A 16599-nucleotide genomic window follows, 5' to 3' on the forward strand; every position below is an offset into this window, starting at 1 on the left:
GCCCGCCATCGAGGAGCAGCCCACTGATGAGCCCGCCATCGAGGAGCAGCCCACTGATGAGCCCGCCATCGAGGAGCAGCCCACTGATGAGCCCGCCATCGAGGAGCAGCCCACTGATGAGCCCGCCATCGAGGAGCAGCCCACTGATGAGCCCGCCATCGAGGAGCAGCCCACTGATGAGCCCGCCATCGAGGAGCCCGCCATCGAGGACACCGACACCAACGGAAACACCGACACCATCGGAAACACCGACACCATCGAGGACACCGACACCATCGGAAACACCGACACCATCGGAAACACCGACACCATCGGAAACACCGACACCAACGGAAACACCGACGCTAACGGGGACACCGACACCATCGGAAGCACCGACACCAACGGAAACACCGACACTATCGGGGACACCGACACCATCGGAAGCACCGACACCATCGGAAACACCGACACCATCGGAAACACCGACACTGTATCGACACCATCGGTAACGCCGACACCATCGGTAACGCCCACGGCATCGGTAACGCCCACGGCATCGGTAACGCCCACGGCATCGGGAACGCCCACGGCATCGGGAACACCGACTCCATCGGGAACACCGACTCCATCGGGAACACCGACTCCATCGGGAACACCGACTCCATCGGGAACACCCACGCCCACGGCATCGGGAACACCCACGCCATCGGGAACACCCACGCCATCGGAAACACCGACACCAACGGGAACACCATCGGTAACGCCAACACCAACAACCAACAACATCCCCAACGATGACTGCATCTGCGATGACATTGCTTATCCCAACTTAAACCAACCCAATGCAGTTGAAAACACCATACTTGGTGTATCGGGAATTCAAATAGGCACTGCCCAAAACGATGAATTTGTCGGCACTAACAACGGCAATATATTCGATGCAAAATCCGGGAATGACAACTTATATGGTGGTGCCGATAATGACATCTTTAATGGCAACCAAGGCAATGACTTCATCATCGGAGGCAAAGGTGACGACATCCTCTATGGAGATGAAGGAAACGACATCGTTCTTGGCGAATTGGGCAACGATTTAATCTTCGGAGGCAAAGGTAATGACTTGTTACATGGCCGCGAAGGCAATGACATCATTTATGGCAACAAAGATGATGACTTCATCGATGGTGGCAAGGATAATGACGTTTTATATGGAGGCAAAGGTGACGACATCATCCTTGGTAGTCAAGGTGATGACAATCTGTTTGGACAGTTAGGTTCGGATACTATCTGCGGCGGTGAAGGCAATGACTTAATCAACGGTGACGCCGGAGCAGATATTCTCGGAGGGTGCGAAGGAAATGATACTCTGTTCGGAGGCGCCGATAACGATACTCTCACTGGTGGCACAGGCAACGATATCCGGTTCTACCGAACCTCGTATGTAAAACTAACTAGCAAAATGCCAATGTAAGAAGCTCCTAAGAATAAAGTTGTCAAAATTTCTAAACCCATAGCCTTTTCTTTTGATGAGCTTTAATTTGTTATTAATTCCTTCCACAACTCCTTGAGTAGTCCTCCGAGCAAAATACGCAATAATTTCTCCAATCCACCTAATAATTGTCCCACAGCTTTTGGGGAAAACGGAAATTGCATCTTTTAACCAATCACTTAAACTCAATAATCCTTCTACCCAATCTTTTGGGGCTTCAAAACTTTGTCTAAACTCTTCTTTCATTTGATGCATTTTTTGTAATGTAGGAGCAACTTTTTTGAGTGATTCTAACTGCTATTTTTCGAGGTCAGTGAGATCCTCTTCATTTTTTAGTAAGACATATTTACTTTTTTTTATTCCGGAGAGTAGTCGATCTTTTTCCGAGTTATTTTTTAAGGCAACGGCTGCTTTCTTAATCTTTTTTCTAGCTCCATCTAATTCTTCATTTACTTGCTTCATAACATGAAATCTATCGGCCACAACTTCTGCTTGTGGCATTAAAGCTTCTGAGACATTTTTATAAGGTTTCCACATATCTATACTGACTTCTTCTATTTGGTCTAAAACCTCTTCTCCCCAGGCTTCTAGGTATTTTTGTATTTCCACTTGAGTTCGATTTTTGACCATTCCTACTATAATTTTTTTATCGATATCTACTAAAACTACACAATAATTTTTCTGTCCTTTTACTACAGCAATTTCATCAATTCCTAGCCTTTTTAATCCTGATGGTTTTTGTCCGAGCAATTCCTTTCCCCATTCTTTTAACATGGTTTCTATTTCTTGTTCGCTGACTCCATTCCTTTGAGCCACATTTTTAATATCGCTTTCTAATAATTCTGACAAAATCTTTTTTTTCAACCTCTCTGTATAGGTTCTAGTTTTTTTAACAAATTCTAAGTCTTCACTAAATTTTTTTGGGCAACCTTCACACCTCATCTGACGGCGATTTACTTGTAAATATACTTTTTGCTCTCCAAACGGCAAATCCCTCACTAGATAATAATGATTTTGATGGAGTTTATCAGTTTTCTGACCACAGTCGGGACAAATGGCTTTTTTGTTGTTATTATCTAAGTAAATCGTGATTCCTATATTTTCAATAATCTGATAACTTTTGACTGTCACTCCCTCAATATTAAGGAGTTTCGTCATTAGATGAAGTTGAGGATTGGAAGCCATAGGTATAATTTTTATCTTAATTTCTCTAAAATCTAACTTTATTATACTACAAAAAGCCCTGTAAGTCAATATATAACTGCTTTGCCAGCGCCTAATGTTTATATTTTATAGTTAATTTTTATAAAAATTATTAACTTTTTTACATACTAGGTTCGGTAGAGCCCGATATCCTTGACGGAGGCATGGGAAATGATAGTTTGATTGGCGGTAGCGGCAACGATATCTTTGCCTTAACAACTGGTCAAGGATTTGATATCATCGCTGATTTTACCATCGGTCAAGACTTGATTGGATTAAGCGGAGGTTTGAGTTTTGGTCAGTTAGCAATCACTCAAAATACTCAGGGAACTCTGATCAAAAATGTCTTGACAGGAGAGGAGTTAGGTGTGATGCTTGGAGTGAGTGCCAATGCGATAACATCCGCTAATTTCCGGCTGATTTAAGGAAATAATGAAAAGTACGATCGCCCCTTCGATCCAAAAGGGCGATCGCACTTCCAGAAAAGCCGATCGCAAAATTCGATCGCACTTGAAAACCCCGACTTCTTTAAGCAGTCGGGGTTCTCGCCTTCACAGCCAACCTTTTCTAAACTGTCTTAGCCCACTCGATCCAAGTTTCCATCGGGCGGAAACCGACTGATTTGTAAAGCTTGGTCGCCCCCGTCAAACTGTCAGCATCGACGCTGAGTTTCGCAGTATTTGCACCCGCCGCTTTCAACTTATGCAAACCAGCTAACAGCATCGCTTTTCCTAAACCCATTTTCCGAAACTCGCGCCGCGTACCCAACAATTCAATCCAACCGTCTTTTGTGCCGCTGCGGGCGTTTTTTTGGAGTTTGATCTGACAGTCGCAGAAAGCTGCAAATTTGCGATCGCCCGAAACAGCAATCAAATCTAATTCCGGCTGATAATTGGCGTCTTGCATCCAGTAACGCACCGTTTCCGCAGTTAAATCGTGGTGATTCCAGTGATCGATAAATGACTGGTTGAACATCTCTACCCAAGGTTGGATGTCTTGTTCTCCTGATACGTGTGTCAGCGCAAAATCTGCGGGAAATTCCGGTGTTGGTATTGGTTCTGCGAGGGATCGGGCCATTGTCCAAAAATAGCGATCAACCTCAAAGCCCTGTTTTCGTAACAGCCGCATCTCATCGGTTTTATCCTCCCGGCTGTAGGTACGCAATTTCGCGGGCAAATTCCGTTCTTTCGCCACTTCGCGCAGCCGCTTTTCTCCCCACTTAATTATGTCTTTTTCTAAACCTTCGCTACGGACATTTGGATGCACGTAAAACCAGAGAGAAGCGTCTATTTCCTCTGGAGAATCGGGCATATCTAGGAGTGACAAACCGATCAGTTTGTAATTACCATCTTCCCACAACTGCACGTCGCGGGCTTGGTCTAGTTTGGGTGCATCAAGTATTAGCTTGAGTTCAGTTGCGGAGACTTCTTCGCCGAGTCTATCCACTGCTTCGCAAGCATCGATTAAATTTGCGATCGCGCACCAGTCAGTTTCGCCCTTGTAGGAGCGTGTTGTCAAGATATTCATAAAAAACTTGCAATCCGTAATTTCGGACTGTTCCTCTTAATTGGTATGGGCAAACAAGTACAGTAATTCAGACATTTTGCACAAATGTCAGTAACAGGCAAGATGCCTGTTCCACAAGAAATAAATGTTCTTGTGGGGCGGGTTCGCGTGACCGCACCTAAACCGCTTTTAGTATTTGAGAATGGTGTCGATAAAACTCAGAAACCTGTTTATATCACCCAGGCTTTCAGGTTTTATCTTATAGCGCAATCATAAAAATTGGTTTGCCTTTTTGGGCTAGTTTTGTATTGGAGTTTATGGCTGGATGTCGATGAGTCGCGCTCTCTTTCGTTACCAAGCTTGGTGCTTCAGTAACTACTATTGTTTGAATAAAGTTTCTACAGCTAAGTAAAGAAGTTGTCACCCCCACCGGGTAGTTGATTTTTACTTTTGCTCTGTTTTACAATAAATCCTTTTTCATGGATTTTTGGCTCCTCCTGTTAACTCGCCCGATCGGGGGAGGGGAGAAATTGAACTTATTTAAAAGTTCCCTATTTCAACTATAACCTGAGCTGTTTTTTTTTGCAAGTTGGAAATCGAGGGATTCTTGCTAGTATTAACGAGGGTGGCATTTGATTGCAGGAGCGATCGGCTTTTAACCAGCCGTAACTGTAATTTTTATAACGTTTTCCCCTGAATTGAGGATTTAATTTTATCCAAACGTTAAACTAACGTTAAACTGTTTTTTACAGATTAATATGAGGTAAATATGCTCGACAACCTCGATTTAGATATTTCCCTGGATAAAGAAACCTATGATGCCAAGATAGAAATTTTAATGCAACAGTTGCGATCGCTCCAACTGGCCTGCAGGGAAAAAAAATTGCCCGCAATCATCGTCCTCGAAGGCTGGGCCGCCGCCGGTAAAGGCGCGCTGGTCAAAAAAATGGTGGGGTACATGGACCCGCGCGGGTTTGCCGTCCACCCGATTTGGCCGCCGTCAGATGCAGAAAGGGGCTATCCTTTCCTGTGGCGCTTTTGGCAGAAACTCCCCGCCCGCGGCAAAATTGGCTTTTTTTATCACAGTTGGTACACTCACATTTTAGAAGACCGATTGTTCGATCGAGTCTCCGACGCAGAAGTACCGACAGCCATCAGGCAAATCAACGCCTTCGAGCGGCAGATGGTAGATGACGGCGCCGCAATTGCCAAATTTTGGATTCACTTGAGCAAAAAAGAACTCAAGCATCGGCTCAAAAAACTAGAAGACGACACCTTACAAGCTTGGCGAGTGCGGCCCGAAGATTGGAAACAAGCCAAAAAATACCAAGAATACACAACTTTTGCCGAAGAAATGGTAGCCCAAACCGGCACGGGCCCCGCACCTTGGACGCTAGTAGAAGGCGATTGTCAACGGTGGGCAAGAGTCAAAGTTTTAACGCAAATGGCAGCGACAATTACAGAAGCCTTAGACAGACTGCCGACGCAATCTGCACCCGTGAAATTGCCACCTCAAGAAAGCTTGCAACCCACCGAACCAGACTTGCTGGCCCAAGTAGATTTAACTCAATCGCTGTCGCCCGACGAATACAAACAGCAACTTCGCGAGGAACAAACCCGTTTTGGCCAACTGCAACAAAGCATCTACGAAGAGGAAATCCCCGTGTTAGTCCTGTTTGAAGGTTGGGACGCGGCCGGTAAAGGAGGAGCAATCAAACGCTTGACAGACATATTAGACCCCCGCAGTTACATCGTTAATGCCTTTGGGGCGCCGACAGACGAAGAAAAAGCGCATCACTACCTCTGGCGGTTCTGGCAGCGGCTGCCAACGGCTGGTAAAATCAGCATTTGCGATCGTAGTTGGTATGGTAGAGTGCTGGTCGAGCGAGTCGAAGGATTTGCCTGCGAACCCGAATGGCGCCGAGCTTATCAGGAAATCAACGAATTTGAGGAGCAACTCACCAGTTTCGGTTGTGTTTTAGTTAAATTCTGGCTGCACATCAGTCCTGACGAGCAACTAAAGCGGTTTACAGAGCGGCAAAACAATCCATTTAAACAATACAAACTCACCGAGGAAGATTGGCGGAATCGCCAAAAGTGGAATTATTATGAAGTGGCGGTGAATCAAATGATTCAGCGCACCAGCACGCCGCTTGCTCCCTGGACGCTAATTGCGGCCGATAACAAGTATTATGCTCGTGTTAAAGTAATTCAAACGGTAACGCAGGCAATTCGGAATCAACTGAAGCGCCGATAAATTGGGATTGGTGAATCGGTAACAGGTAATGGGGAAAAAAGTAGGCAGAACAAAGCAGGCTTGAATTGTCAATTCCACCTGCGGCGTGCTCGATCCATTACCAATTACCAATCAACTATTACCAGTTATCAATTACCAATTAACTGTCAGCAATCTGTGACTCGAAGTAGCGGGTTTCACCCTGCAACCAATGGTTGATAGCTGACCGGAAGCGAGCATCAGGATAAATGCGATCGGACTGCGTTATTCGCGAAAGTTAAAAACCCACCGATGCCCGTATTTCCTCCCGCAGCTAAATTCGCGCTCGTTTCCAAACTTCTGTACTAATTTATGAAGACACAGAATATTGCAAGATGCCAGAACTGTTAGCTCGCATTCTATTTCTATTCCTCCTGTTCTCACTGATCAAATCGTGGTGGGATCAATCAGGAGGCAAAGACAATCCCTTATTAGACCGGCTGCGCGTTTTGCTGCTGATCAGCCTTTTGATCCTAGCTTTTTTTGCACCAGACACCCCGGTCGGAGCAGCGATTTTCGGGCTCATAGCCTTCTTCTTTAAGCCGCTGGGTTTTTCCATCACTCTGCTGGTGATTGCATCGGCGCTGATCACGAACGGGGGCATCCGCAACCCGGCGCCGAGAATGATCCTGGCAGCGCTGCTAGTTTTGATCCTTTCGAGTATGCCAGTTGTCGCTTACTGGTTCGCGGAGCAAGCAGAACGGGACGCCGCAGCAGCCGTCCGCACAGCTTGCTGCGATGAAACCGCAGCGGCGATCGTCCTCTTGGGCAAGGGAACCACTCAGCCTCACATCCCCAACCGAGTAGCGATTCAACTGACAGATACAGGCAATCGCCTGCCCTATGCAGCCGTTTTGTACCGCCAAAAAGTGGCACCGATGGTCATCGTTACCGCTGGCCCCAGACCAGAGTTGGAGGGTTATGTTGGCGAAGCTAAGGATATCGAGACTTTGCTGGCAAACAACATGGGCGTGCCGCGCAGCAGTATCGTTCTCGACGATAACGGCAGCAACATACGCACCAGCGCCCAAGAGGTGAGAAAGATACTCGACACCCGTGGCGCCCCCCGCAAAGTAATCCTGGTAACATCTGCGATTCAGATGCGCCGTGCCAGCCTCGCTTTTGCGAATATGGGAATCCAGGTGATTCCTAGGGCTACCGACTTCTACACTTTTCAACCCACATCAGGAGGGAAATCTAGTAGACTCCGCTTAGACGCGGGAGATTTTTTGCCTAGTGCAGAAGCTTTGGTAACTACGACGCGAGTATTCGATGAATATTTCGGGTCTTTCTATTACTATTTGCGCGGCTGGCAGGCTCCCAGAGCCTAAAGTGGCAAGTTGCTGGTGTTTTTCTGAGGCAACAGCGACTGCTCCCCAGATTGGTTTAACATCTGATGAGAATGAGACCTTTGTGGGGAGCTGTTTTTTCTCATTCCGGCGGGGTCGCCGACAATCAAGTTTGCCATGAATGCAAACAATACCCAAAAGATAACTGGCTCCCACTGGGATTTTTTGGGCGGTGCTTCTGCCGCTTTGACAGATTCAACATTGACTTTGATGTCTAGTTTGCCTTCAATTTCTTTGCCTTTGAGAACTCCGTCGCTGCACACACCCTTAAAAGTCATTGGAGCGGGTTTTGGTGCTTCTGGTTTAGCTTCTGCCATTTTTTTATCCTGGTTTTGGTAAATCCGGTTGGATAGTACATTCTCAGAGGTTCGGGGGTTTTCCGGACAGGATTTGGCCAACTCTGAAAGAATTAAGTTAAATATGCACCCCGCCCCTTGCTGGGGCTTAAATATAAGAATCTGAAGGCATTTCCAGCTAGTGCTGGTTTGTTTTGGCTAGCAGCGTTGCCTTGAAGCTGCCGTCGCAAAGTAAACGATTTCTGAGAAATTCTTTGTAAATCCTTGTAAAACCTTATATTCTCTACTGATAACAAAAATACCACCTAGCGATGACCAGATATGTCACACCGCCAGAAGCTTGCAAAATCCTGCAAGTCTCAGACAAAACCCTTAGAAACTGGGAGCTTGCCGACAAAATATCAGCAATCAGAACCCCCTCCAACCAGCGACGCTACGACATCGACAGCGTTCTCGGAACCGGACACGACCGAATTACAGCCATCTACGCCAGAGTCAGCAGCTACAAACAACGAGAAGACCTCGACAGACAAGTTAGCTACCTCCAAAGCCTCTATCCGCAAGCTAAAGTCTTCAAAGACATCGGAGGCGGACTCAGTTTCAAAAGAAAAGCGCTGCTTGCCCTTCTGGGACAAGTCATGTCAGGAGATATCTCAACAGTTGTGGTGGGACACCAAGACAGACTCCCAAGGTTTGGTGGAGATATCATCAAATGGATCTGCGAACAAAACAATTGCCAACTCATGGTTCTCCGCAGAAACGAGCTGTCTCCAGAACGAGAAATGGTTGAAGATATCCTTGCCATCATCCACGTCTTTAGTTGCCGACTCTACGGCTTGCGAAAATACAAATCTGCTATCAAAGAAGATTCGAGTTTACCCGGAAACCAAGCTAGCAGCAAAATGGAGGACTTGGATTGCAGCAAGTAGATGGTGTTACAACCAAGCGATTGCTATCCTTAAAAACGAAAAAATTGGCAAGTATGACTTAAGAAAGAAAATAATGGATTCGGCGCCTAATTGGGTGTCCGAGCAACCCTACAATCCGCGACAAATGGCAGTATTTCAAGCTTTTGAAGCACACAAGGCAGCTAAAAAGACAAAAGGAACGGCAAAATTCAGAAGCCGTTTTGATACATCGGAGACTATCCGGTTTCAAACATCTAACTGGAAGTTAGGGACTTTTTACCCACTTTCTACTAAAGGGCTAACATTTAAAGCCTCGGAACCCATCATCGAGGTAATGCAGCACGAACCAACACTCAGCTTGATTAACAGGCAGTGGTTTATCTGCTATGCAATTGATGTACCAAAAATAAAGCCGATTGATAGCGATTTGGTTATAGCCTTAGATCCTGGCGTTAGAACTTTCCTTACTGGTTTTGACGGCAGTGGCTTTGTCGAAATAGGAAAAAACGATATCGGTCGCATCTATCGGCTAGCAAGACATCTAGACAAATTGATGTCCCGTATTGGACTAAGTAAAGGGAGGCAATTCAAGCGACTGAGGTATTGTCTACGAAAATCAGCAGCAAAAATTAGAATCAAAATCAAAAACTTAGTCAATGAATTGCATAAAAAAACTGCAAAATATTTGACAGGTAAGTACAAGTTAATTTTCTTGCCAACCTTTGAGACACAACAAATGGTCAAGAAAGGTAAGCGCTCTTTAGCAACTAAAACCGCTAGAGCGATGGTCACGTTGAGTCATTATCGTTTTAAACAAATGTTGAAGCATCAAGCCACTAAGCACGGTGGTGTTGTAGTAGACGTAACGGAAGAGTACACATCAAAAACCTGCTCAAAGTGTGGACACATTCATACTAAATTAGGCGGGTCTAAAGTCTTTAAATGTCCAGGGTGCGGACACACCCTGGACAGAGACAAAAACGGTGCTTTCAATATTTTGTTGAAAGCTTTGAGAGATACCTCCTTGATGGGAGAGCTTGCTGCTTTCTCTATCTTGCCATACACGGTTATTCCTGGCGAGCGTCCGGGATTTACCGGGTTAAATGTATCTGCTACTTATATATCCGGGTGAAGGGGAGATTTTTATGCAAAGTACGGGTTTTTTATGAAAAATTTATTTGCTCCCGGCGGCCCCAAACGTCAATAGCCTGAAGTTCGAGCTTGGTTGAGATCCCCGAAGAAACCCAGTTTCTTCCCGCAGCAGGCCCAAGTGACGCAATTCGGTTAATAAACGGGGCTTATGGCTCAATATCGCGCCAGGAATGCCAATTTAAAATCTCCAATAATCGAAATAATCGAGAGTGAAAATATCCACCAGCCAACTATCTTCCTTGGAACCGGAACAACTGGCAGCTTGGGCAAAAGAGGCAATTAATCGCAGTAAATCCGGTCAAATCCCTGCGTACATACCTCTCCTAGCGCAAGCCGATAGACAAGGGTTTGCCGTGCAAATTCGGGCAATTGACGGTCAATTATTGAGCTGGGGTAGCATTGCTCAAACATTCCCGCTGATGAGTGTAGTCAAGCCCTTTGTGCTGCTTTATTTGCTGTGCGAATTGGGCGAAAAAACGGTATTTGACTGCGTTGGCTGCGAACCTTCGCAACTGCCTTTCAATTCCCTTACTCAACTCGAAATAGACCAAGGGAAGCCGAGAAACCCGATGATTAATAGCGGGGCGATCGCCCTAGCGTCTTTGATTCCCGGTCAAAATGCTGTTGCGCGCTGTCAAAACTTGCTCGATTGGCTGAATCAACAGGCAAACAGTCAGTTATTTGTTGACGAGTTAATGCTCGATTCAGTGCAGACAAATCCGAATCAAAACAATTGGAATCTCGCCTTGAAAATGGTAGAATCTGGTTGTATTCAAAACTCGAAAATTGCTTTAGAAACTTACAATCGCGTCTGCTGTTTGTCGGGAACTGTGGAGGATTTAGCTAAGTTGGGGATGGTTTTGGTAAATAGTGGCGATCGAGCAATGGGGGAAAACTGCCGTACTGTCAAAGCGCTGATGGCAACTTGCGGTTTGTATGAAGCATCGGGCCGCTTTGCGCTGCGGGTGGGACTGCCGGCTAAGTCGGGAGTTAGCGGGGCAATGCTTTCGGTAATTCCGGGTCAAGGTGCGATCGGCTTTTACAGTCCGCCCCTGGATAAAGAGGGAAATTCTGTCGGTGGCTTATTTCTGTTAGAAAAAATAGCTAAAACTCTGCGGCTAAGCGTATTTGATTAGATTGGGAATTGGGAATTGGGAATTGGGAATTGGGAAACAATATAATTCCGTAGGGGCGAGTTTTACGACAATATCTAATCAGTACAAACAAGCTTTATAAACCGGCCCCCACACCGCTAATAATCTACATCAACCAACAGGGGCGATCGCCTGAAAAAAATGTATATTTCGATTTACCGTGGGGCGGGGGCGGGTTTTTGAGATTATTTGTTTGAGGCGTAGATTGTCGAAAAACCCGCCCCTACAACCAATATTTTAATTCCCAAGTATGAAGTAATTGGGCCTAATTAACAAGACATAATATCACAACTAATGAGCAATGCCCCATGCCCCATGCCCCATGCCCCATGCCCCATGCCCCATGCCCCATGCCCCATGCCCCATGCCCCATGCCCCATGCCCATGCCCCATGCCCCATGCCCCATGCCCCATGCCCCATGCCCCATGCCCGATAACTAATGCTTTTCGCCCAAAATAGCATAAACCACAGTCTCTTCTTTTTTGCCGCGCAATTGAATCGAGCCTACTTTTTGGCCTTCGTAGCGATCGCGCACGTAAGCAAAAGTCCTCGCCGTCACCAACAAATTAAAAGGACTGTCAGAAACAATTTCCTTATTCATCGCCTCCAATCTAGCAGCAACGTTGACAGCATCGCCGATCACAGAATAATTCAAACGCCGGGAACCGCCCACGCTACCAGCAACTAACTGTCCGGTATGCAAACCGATGCCAAACTTAATTAAAGGTTTGTGTTCAATTCTAAGCTGCTGATTAAGTTGGTGCAGCCGTTCGTGCATCGCAATACAAGCCGCAACTGCATTCAAAGCATCTTGTTGAATTTCTCGATATTCGGTATGGCAAAAAGGCACTCCAAAAACTGCCATAATTGCATCACCGATGTATTTATCTACAACGCCGCCGTGATCCATAATACAGTCAGTCATCGCTTCCAAATAATTGTTCAACCAGGTGAGTAAATCTCGCGGCGGCATTTTTTCTGAAATCGAAGTAAAACTACGAATATCCATAAACAGCACCGTTGCTGTAAGTTCTTGAGGTTCCAGTTCTCCCTGTTCAAATATCTCCGCTTTGCGTTCCCAAATAAGCTGAGCTGTCTCTGGAGCGACGTGCTTTTCAAATAACCTCATCAACTGCTGCTTTTCGTACTGTTCCCGCAGTTGCAAAGCAGTCCCAGATAAAATGAGGGTGCCGATAGGTGCGGCAATCGGAACCCACCAAAAAAAGAAGCCAAATAACAATGCACCAGCCCCAATCCAAATTATAGGCAAACCGAGAGCGATCGCAATTCTCTCCTTAACACCTCGGTTGCCCAGAACCAAGGCCGTAAGCGACCCAATCCCCAACAATAACAAAATTTCTACGAGTACCGGCAGCCGCCGTAGCAAGCGTTGATTGAGCAAATTGTCAATCAACGCTGCATATAAATAAACCCCAGCCGTAGTCTTGTCGAGAGGTGAAGATATCGGGTCTAAACCGGTAGCAACTATGCCCACTAAAACTAACTTATTAGTCAGAGCATCTGCGGGAACTCTACCTTCTACGACATCAACAAAAGCATAGGTAGGTAGATTTTCTGTTTTCCCCGGCCAGTTAACCCAGACTTTTTTTTCCTGCTTATTTTTGGACTGTGGGAGCAATACTGGATCTTGGGGATTAGCAGCATTGTACCTGTGAATCATTGCTAAACCGAAATTAGGAATCCCGTTGAGAAAGATTTTTGACTCGCGGCTAATACCGTCGCTATCGGGTTCCTGGCCGATGTGGCCGACACCTGCGGCGGCTGCTATTAAAGATGCTACGGGTTCTTCTTTGGTGGTTCTAGCGAGTACAACTTTGCCGTTGGCGGCGATTGCAGCGGCTAAAATATCATCTTTCGGACTTGGATCGAGGAAAAGAATGTCAAAACCCACGGCTGTGGGGGGAGATTCTTTCAGTGCTTCTAGCAGTTGGGCGTAGCGGTTGCGAGGCCAAGGAAATTGACCGTATTCTTGCAAGGAATGCCGTTCGATCGCAATTACCGCAATTCTCGAATCCCATCCGGGATTTGGCAAAATTCCCGATTCTCGAATTTGAAATAGCATTTTGTATCCCAAATATTCAAGGGGTTTCCACATTCCAAATTGCAGCATGGCTACAGACATTATACCTACTACTGCCCCTGTCATCCAGGGAGGATTTGTGAATATATATTGCCGCAGGCCGAGCAGGTGATTTTGTTTGAGATTATCGATCCATTCTTTCAACTTCATGCAATTAATTTGACGCAATAATTGACATTCGAGTCCGAACTTAGAGAGGAGTGGGAGTCAATCGATTTTAGATTTTAGATTTTAGATTTTAGATTGACCCCACGGATAAATTCGGGGGCTCCTTTATCGGATACAGGTTTTTTATTTGTGGGTCCTGAGTCTGCGAAGGAATGAATCCGGGGGCTTGTATCCTGGATGCTTTCGGTCATGAAGTTTTACGATACCGTAAGGGCGAAGGGTGGGGGCAAAATTTATTTATTTTGACTACCGAGATTCCCGGCAAAATGCTTCGCACCTACACAAAATAATCGGGAGCATCTCAATGAAAGCAGCAAAGCTCGAAATTGGAATTAGGAGTCAGGAGTCAGGAGCCAGGAGAAAAGAGTTATAAGGAAGAAGAAAGAAGTGTTTTTGCAAATATGAGATGCTCCCAAATAATCAACCCAGATAGGACTTAGGATCTAACTCAAGTCCTCAGAGACTGCCCGCGTACATTACTCGCGACGATAGGTTGTTTAGCGAACTGCGAAGCTGTAATGCCTTTCTGTGACTGACGGGCCTCGCACTACGATTTTGAGGCGGCGACTTGGAGGTAAAATTCCTTGGATTTTGAAGTTGCCATTTCGATCGATCTTAATTTCTTCGTTGTGGACATAAACTGTGTCGATCGGGTTAATTTGACCGCTGAGGCGATAGATATTGCCACTGACTCTCAACAAACTGCGGACTTTGAGTTGAGCTAGGCGAGGGCTCGCTGAGGGCGCCACGGGCGGGGTTTGAGGGAAAATAGTCGTGGAGTTGCCGCTGTTGAGAACTACTTCCGAGTCGGTGTTGCCGGATACTACGACTTGACCTTCAATAGTTTCGACTGCGGTTTTGCCGCCGCCGACGCTGACGCCAAAGGAGGTACCGCGGACTCCGGCAACGCCTTCTGGGGTTTCAACCCTGACTGGGGCCCTTTTGGCAGAACGGGTTTTTTGGGCAATTTGACTGGATTTGCCGAGTCCGCTGAAGGTATTGAGGGCGACTATTTGGTTCGGCGGGATAATTGTTGAGGTGTTGGCTGCGGGAGTTGTCGCAGCAGTTTTGCCGATCGACAACCTGACTCGCCCCCTGCTGACAAAAATGGCTGTGTCTTTTTCGCCACCTGCACTGCTTGACAAATTGGATATTCTGACTGCGGTTTTTTCGGCAACTTCCACGGTGCCGATGTTGTTGTCGATGCCTAAACGGGCTGTGGAATTGGGGCCGGTGATGATTTCGTCTCCGGGGGCGAGGAGCCGATCGCCCACAACCGCTGGCCGCCCTTTAAAGCTGACTGTACCGCGAATTTCTTCTATTTCGAGCGATCGTCCCGTCGCTGTTCCCTGAGCCTTTATCGTCTCTGCTGGGGATGAATTCGCCGCCACTGTTGCCGTATTTGTTTGAGATTGGGAGGCGGTTGGCAATGCTGGCGGTCGATCGACTGAGACAATTTTAGTAGGGTTCGACGGCTGTTTGGGGGATGGAGAAGGCGGACTGGCGATCGTCCCACGAAAGGGCGACAGACTCGCGAGCACAGCCAAGGACAAACTTAGGAGCGGAATTTTGGTCGATCGCCCACACGTAAAAATTTTATTCATAATTTCAGTTTTGTGATCTTGAAGTTCCTTGACTTCCTTTCCTCTATTAGACTCCTTAAATCCGGCAATCGTTCCATTTTTTATGCCGTAACACAGCAGCAAAAATAAACTTTATCAGCCTGAAAGTTTAGCATTAAAAATTCTTTTTTTGGTCAGATTTTAGTAAACTGTTACAACATGGCATTTTACTAAAATCTGAGCTTCGGGAAATTTTGCCAACCCGACTCAAAGTCCTTTGCTGCATGAAGTTTCGCCGCTGTCAACATCAGAGAGGGCAGATTTATATATAGCCAACATAAAATTAATTACTGCTTTTGAATGCCTTTTGGCTTCTGCCTGAAGGATGACTAATTTGGGATAAATTCTGTAGTTGTGGCAATTAATAAAAAACTTCTTTTTGCGAAGCAATAAAAAATAATTATCTAAGTGGTGAACAGCCTCTGCCAGTGGAGCTTGCCGCTGTGAAACCTTATGAAGCAAACCCAAGCGAATCAGGGTAGACGATCGACGCACTCCGACTAGAATACCGTCTTTTAGGGAAAGTTGGTGGAAATTTCGATGGAAAATCATAGGGAGCGATCGACGGAGGGTGTTGCTGTTCCGAAGTAGACGCCAAACTGTAAAATAAACGGTTGTATAGAGCAGGAGAACAATTTCAGTGGCAATAGAAGTAGGTCAGAGAGTTAAGGTGCGCCGTCTCAGAGATCGGATACCTGCAAATATAGTGGGCAAGATAAAGGAGAATCCAGTAGGCACTGTTGACGGATTCAGAATGGTTGACGGTAGCGGAGTAGGCGTGGTTGTCAAGTTTGACGGTTTTGCGACTTGGTTCTTTGAAGATGAGCTAGAACCCGTTTAACAGATGTAGAAGGAAGAAGGAAGAAGGAAGAAGGAAGAAGGAAGAGGAAAAATTTTCCCAATTCTTCCCCTCTCCCACTCTCCAACTCACCGACTCTCCTCTTCCTCCACTCTGCCCCCTCCCCGACTCTGGCTGAAGGTTGCGCGTGAAATACCTAGCACTGACCTTCGGTGAGTGTGTAGGCTTCGTGTCTCGTCTGCCGTTGCTCTATTGGGGATCTCATTGCTGAGATTCGACATCTAAGCCGATCGGAGTCTTACACCGCATTTCTGGCTTTGCAGCCTTTATCCCTTCATAGGGAACCCACGCAGAAGTCCTGTTTCCCAAGACCAAAAAACCTTTCTTCGTACAGCAAACTTGGCTTATTTTTTACGGCGGGACTTACCTTACCAACCAGCGGTCTGCTTTTTCCTCCTTTCTCTGGCAGTTTCCCGGTAAGCATACTATTGCTACTATGACCGTTCTGTATTTCAGCCGAGTGAGTGGGTCGCAACCACTTATATCTTAAACGTTTTTGTTAGAAATTCAGGGAATTGGATATCTTTGTTATAG

The 16599-nt window shown here is 46.2% G+C and carries 13 protein-coding genes and 2 pseudogenes; 8 read left to right on the forward strand and 7 right to left on the reverse strand.

All coding sequences use genetic code 11. The features are described from left to right. Positions 1–1453 (forward strand): annotated as a pseudogene (locus QUB04_RS16795) (calcium-binding protein); the annotation flags it as partial. Here QUB04_RS16795 and QUB04_RS16800 read toward each other — a convergent pair. Beyond that, positions 1430–2656 (reverse strand): annotated as a pseudogene (locus QUB04_RS16800) (ISL3 family transposase). The pseudogenes QUB04_RS16795 and QUB04_RS16800 overlap by 24 nt on opposite strands. A 182-nt stretch (positions 2657–2838) precedes the next feature. On the opposite strand from QUB04_RS16800, the gene QUB04_RS16805 reads away from it, so the two are divergent. Next, positions 2839–3099 (forward strand): hypothetical protein, encoded by a 261-nt coding sequence (locus QUB04_RS16805; RefSeq protein ID WP_445301064.1) that lies wholly within the window; start codon positions 2839–2841, stop codon positions 3097–3099. Between the two features lie 142 nt (positions 3100–3241). Here the strand turns inward: QUB04_RS16805 and QUB04_RS16810 are convergent, their stop codons facing one another. Further along, complete coding sequence (locus QUB04_RS16810) at positions 3242–4201, reverse strand: GNAT family N-acetyltransferase (RefSeq protein ID WP_333286003.1); 960 nt, start codon at positions 4199–4201, stop codon at positions 3242–3244. Between the two features lie 748 nt (positions 4202–4949). On the opposite strand from QUB04_RS16810, the gene pap reads away from it, so the two are divergent. Further along, positions 4950–6437 (forward strand): polyphosphate:AMP phosphotransferase, encoded by a 1488-nt coding sequence (gene pap / locus QUB04_RS16815; protein WP_333286005.1) that lies wholly within the window; start codon positions 4950–4952, stop codon positions 6435–6437. Between the two features lie 353 nt (positions 6438–6790). Then, positions 6791–7786: a YdcF family protein gene (locus QUB04_RS16820; protein ID WP_333147803.1), complete on the forward strand. Its 996-nt coding sequence runs from the start codon at positions 6791–6793 to the stop codon at positions 7784–7786. Here the strand turns inward: QUB04_RS16820 and QUB04_RS16825 are convergent. After that, positions 7783–8121, reverse strand: a complete 339-nt coding sequence (locus QUB04_RS16825) for a hypothetical protein (protein WP_333286007.1) — start codon at positions 8119–8121, stop codon at positions 7783–7785. The two genes, QUB04_RS16820 and QUB04_RS16825, sit on opposite strands and share 4 nt — an antisense overlap. A 290-nt stretch (positions 8122–8411) precedes the next feature. Here QUB04_RS16825 and QUB04_RS16830 point away from each other — a divergent pair, with 290 nt between their 5' ends. The 3 genes from QUB04_RS16830 to glsA all read left to right on the forward strand — a co-directional run bounded on the left by QUB04_RS16830 (position 8412) and on the right by glsA (position 11296). After that, positions 8412–9029, forward strand: coding sequence for an IS607 family transposase (locus tag QUB04_RS16830; RefSeq protein ID WP_333286009.1), 618 nt, complete (start codon positions 8412–8414; stop codon positions 9027–9029). Further along, complete coding sequence (locus QUB04_RS16835; RefSeq protein WP_333286099.1) at positions 8968–10140, forward strand: transposase; 1173 nt, start codon at positions 8968–8970, stop codon at positions 10138–10140. Before QUB04_RS16830 ends, QUB04_RS16835 begins: the two co-directional genes overlap by 62 nt. A gap of 229 nt (positions 10141–10369) precedes the next feature. Beyond that, entirely contained in the window at positions 10370–11296 is a 927-nt protein-coding gene (glsA, locus tag QUB04_RS16840) for a glutaminase A (protein WP_333286011.1), read from the forward strand. Positions 11297–11579: 283 nt separating this feature from the next. On the opposite strand, the gene QUB04_RS16845 is transcribed toward glsA, so the two are convergent. From QUB04_RS16845 to QUB04_RS16860, 4 genes are all read right to left on the reverse strand, one after another. Continuing rightward, positions 11580–11777, reverse strand: coding sequence for a hypothetical protein (locus QUB04_RS16845; protein WP_333286013.1), 198 nt, complete (start codon positions 11775–11777; stop codon positions 11580–11582). Then, positions 11752–13566, reverse strand: a complete 1815-nt coding sequence (locus QUB04_RS16850) for an adenylate/guanylate cyclase domain-containing protein (RefSeq protein WP_333286014.1) — start codon at positions 13564–13566, stop codon at positions 11752–11754. Before QUB04_RS16850 ends, QUB04_RS16845 begins: the two co-directional genes overlap by 26 nt. A gap of 515 nt (positions 13567–14081) precedes the next feature. Further along, the gene (locus QUB04_RS16855; RefSeq protein WP_333286016.1) at positions 14082–15188 is read right to left on the reverse strand and encodes a FecR domain-containing protein; all 1107 of its coding nucleotides are present in this window, start codon (positions 15186–15188) and stop codon (positions 14082–14084) included. A 225-nt stretch (positions 15189–15413) separates the two neighbouring features. Beyond that, positions 15414–15758, reverse strand: a complete 345-nt coding sequence (locus QUB04_RS16860; protein ID WP_333147579.1) for a hypothetical protein — start codon at positions 15756–15758, stop codon at positions 15414–15416. Positions 15759–15846: 88 nt separating this feature from the next. Between QUB04_RS16860 and petP the strand changes: the two genes are divergently transcribed. Next, positions 15847–16047, forward strand: a complete 201-nt coding sequence (gene petP, locus QUB04_RS16865) for a cytochrome b6f subunit PetP (RefSeq protein WP_172186826.1) — start codon at positions 15847–15849, stop codon at positions 16045–16047. Positions 16048–16599 lie beyond the last annotated feature (552 nt).

Origin of the sequence: Microcoleus sp. D2_18a_B4, assembly GCF_036702475.1 — a bacterium.
Taxonomy (GTDB): Bacteria; Cyanobacteriota; Cyanobacteriia; order Cyanobacteriales; family Microcoleaceae; genus Microcoleus.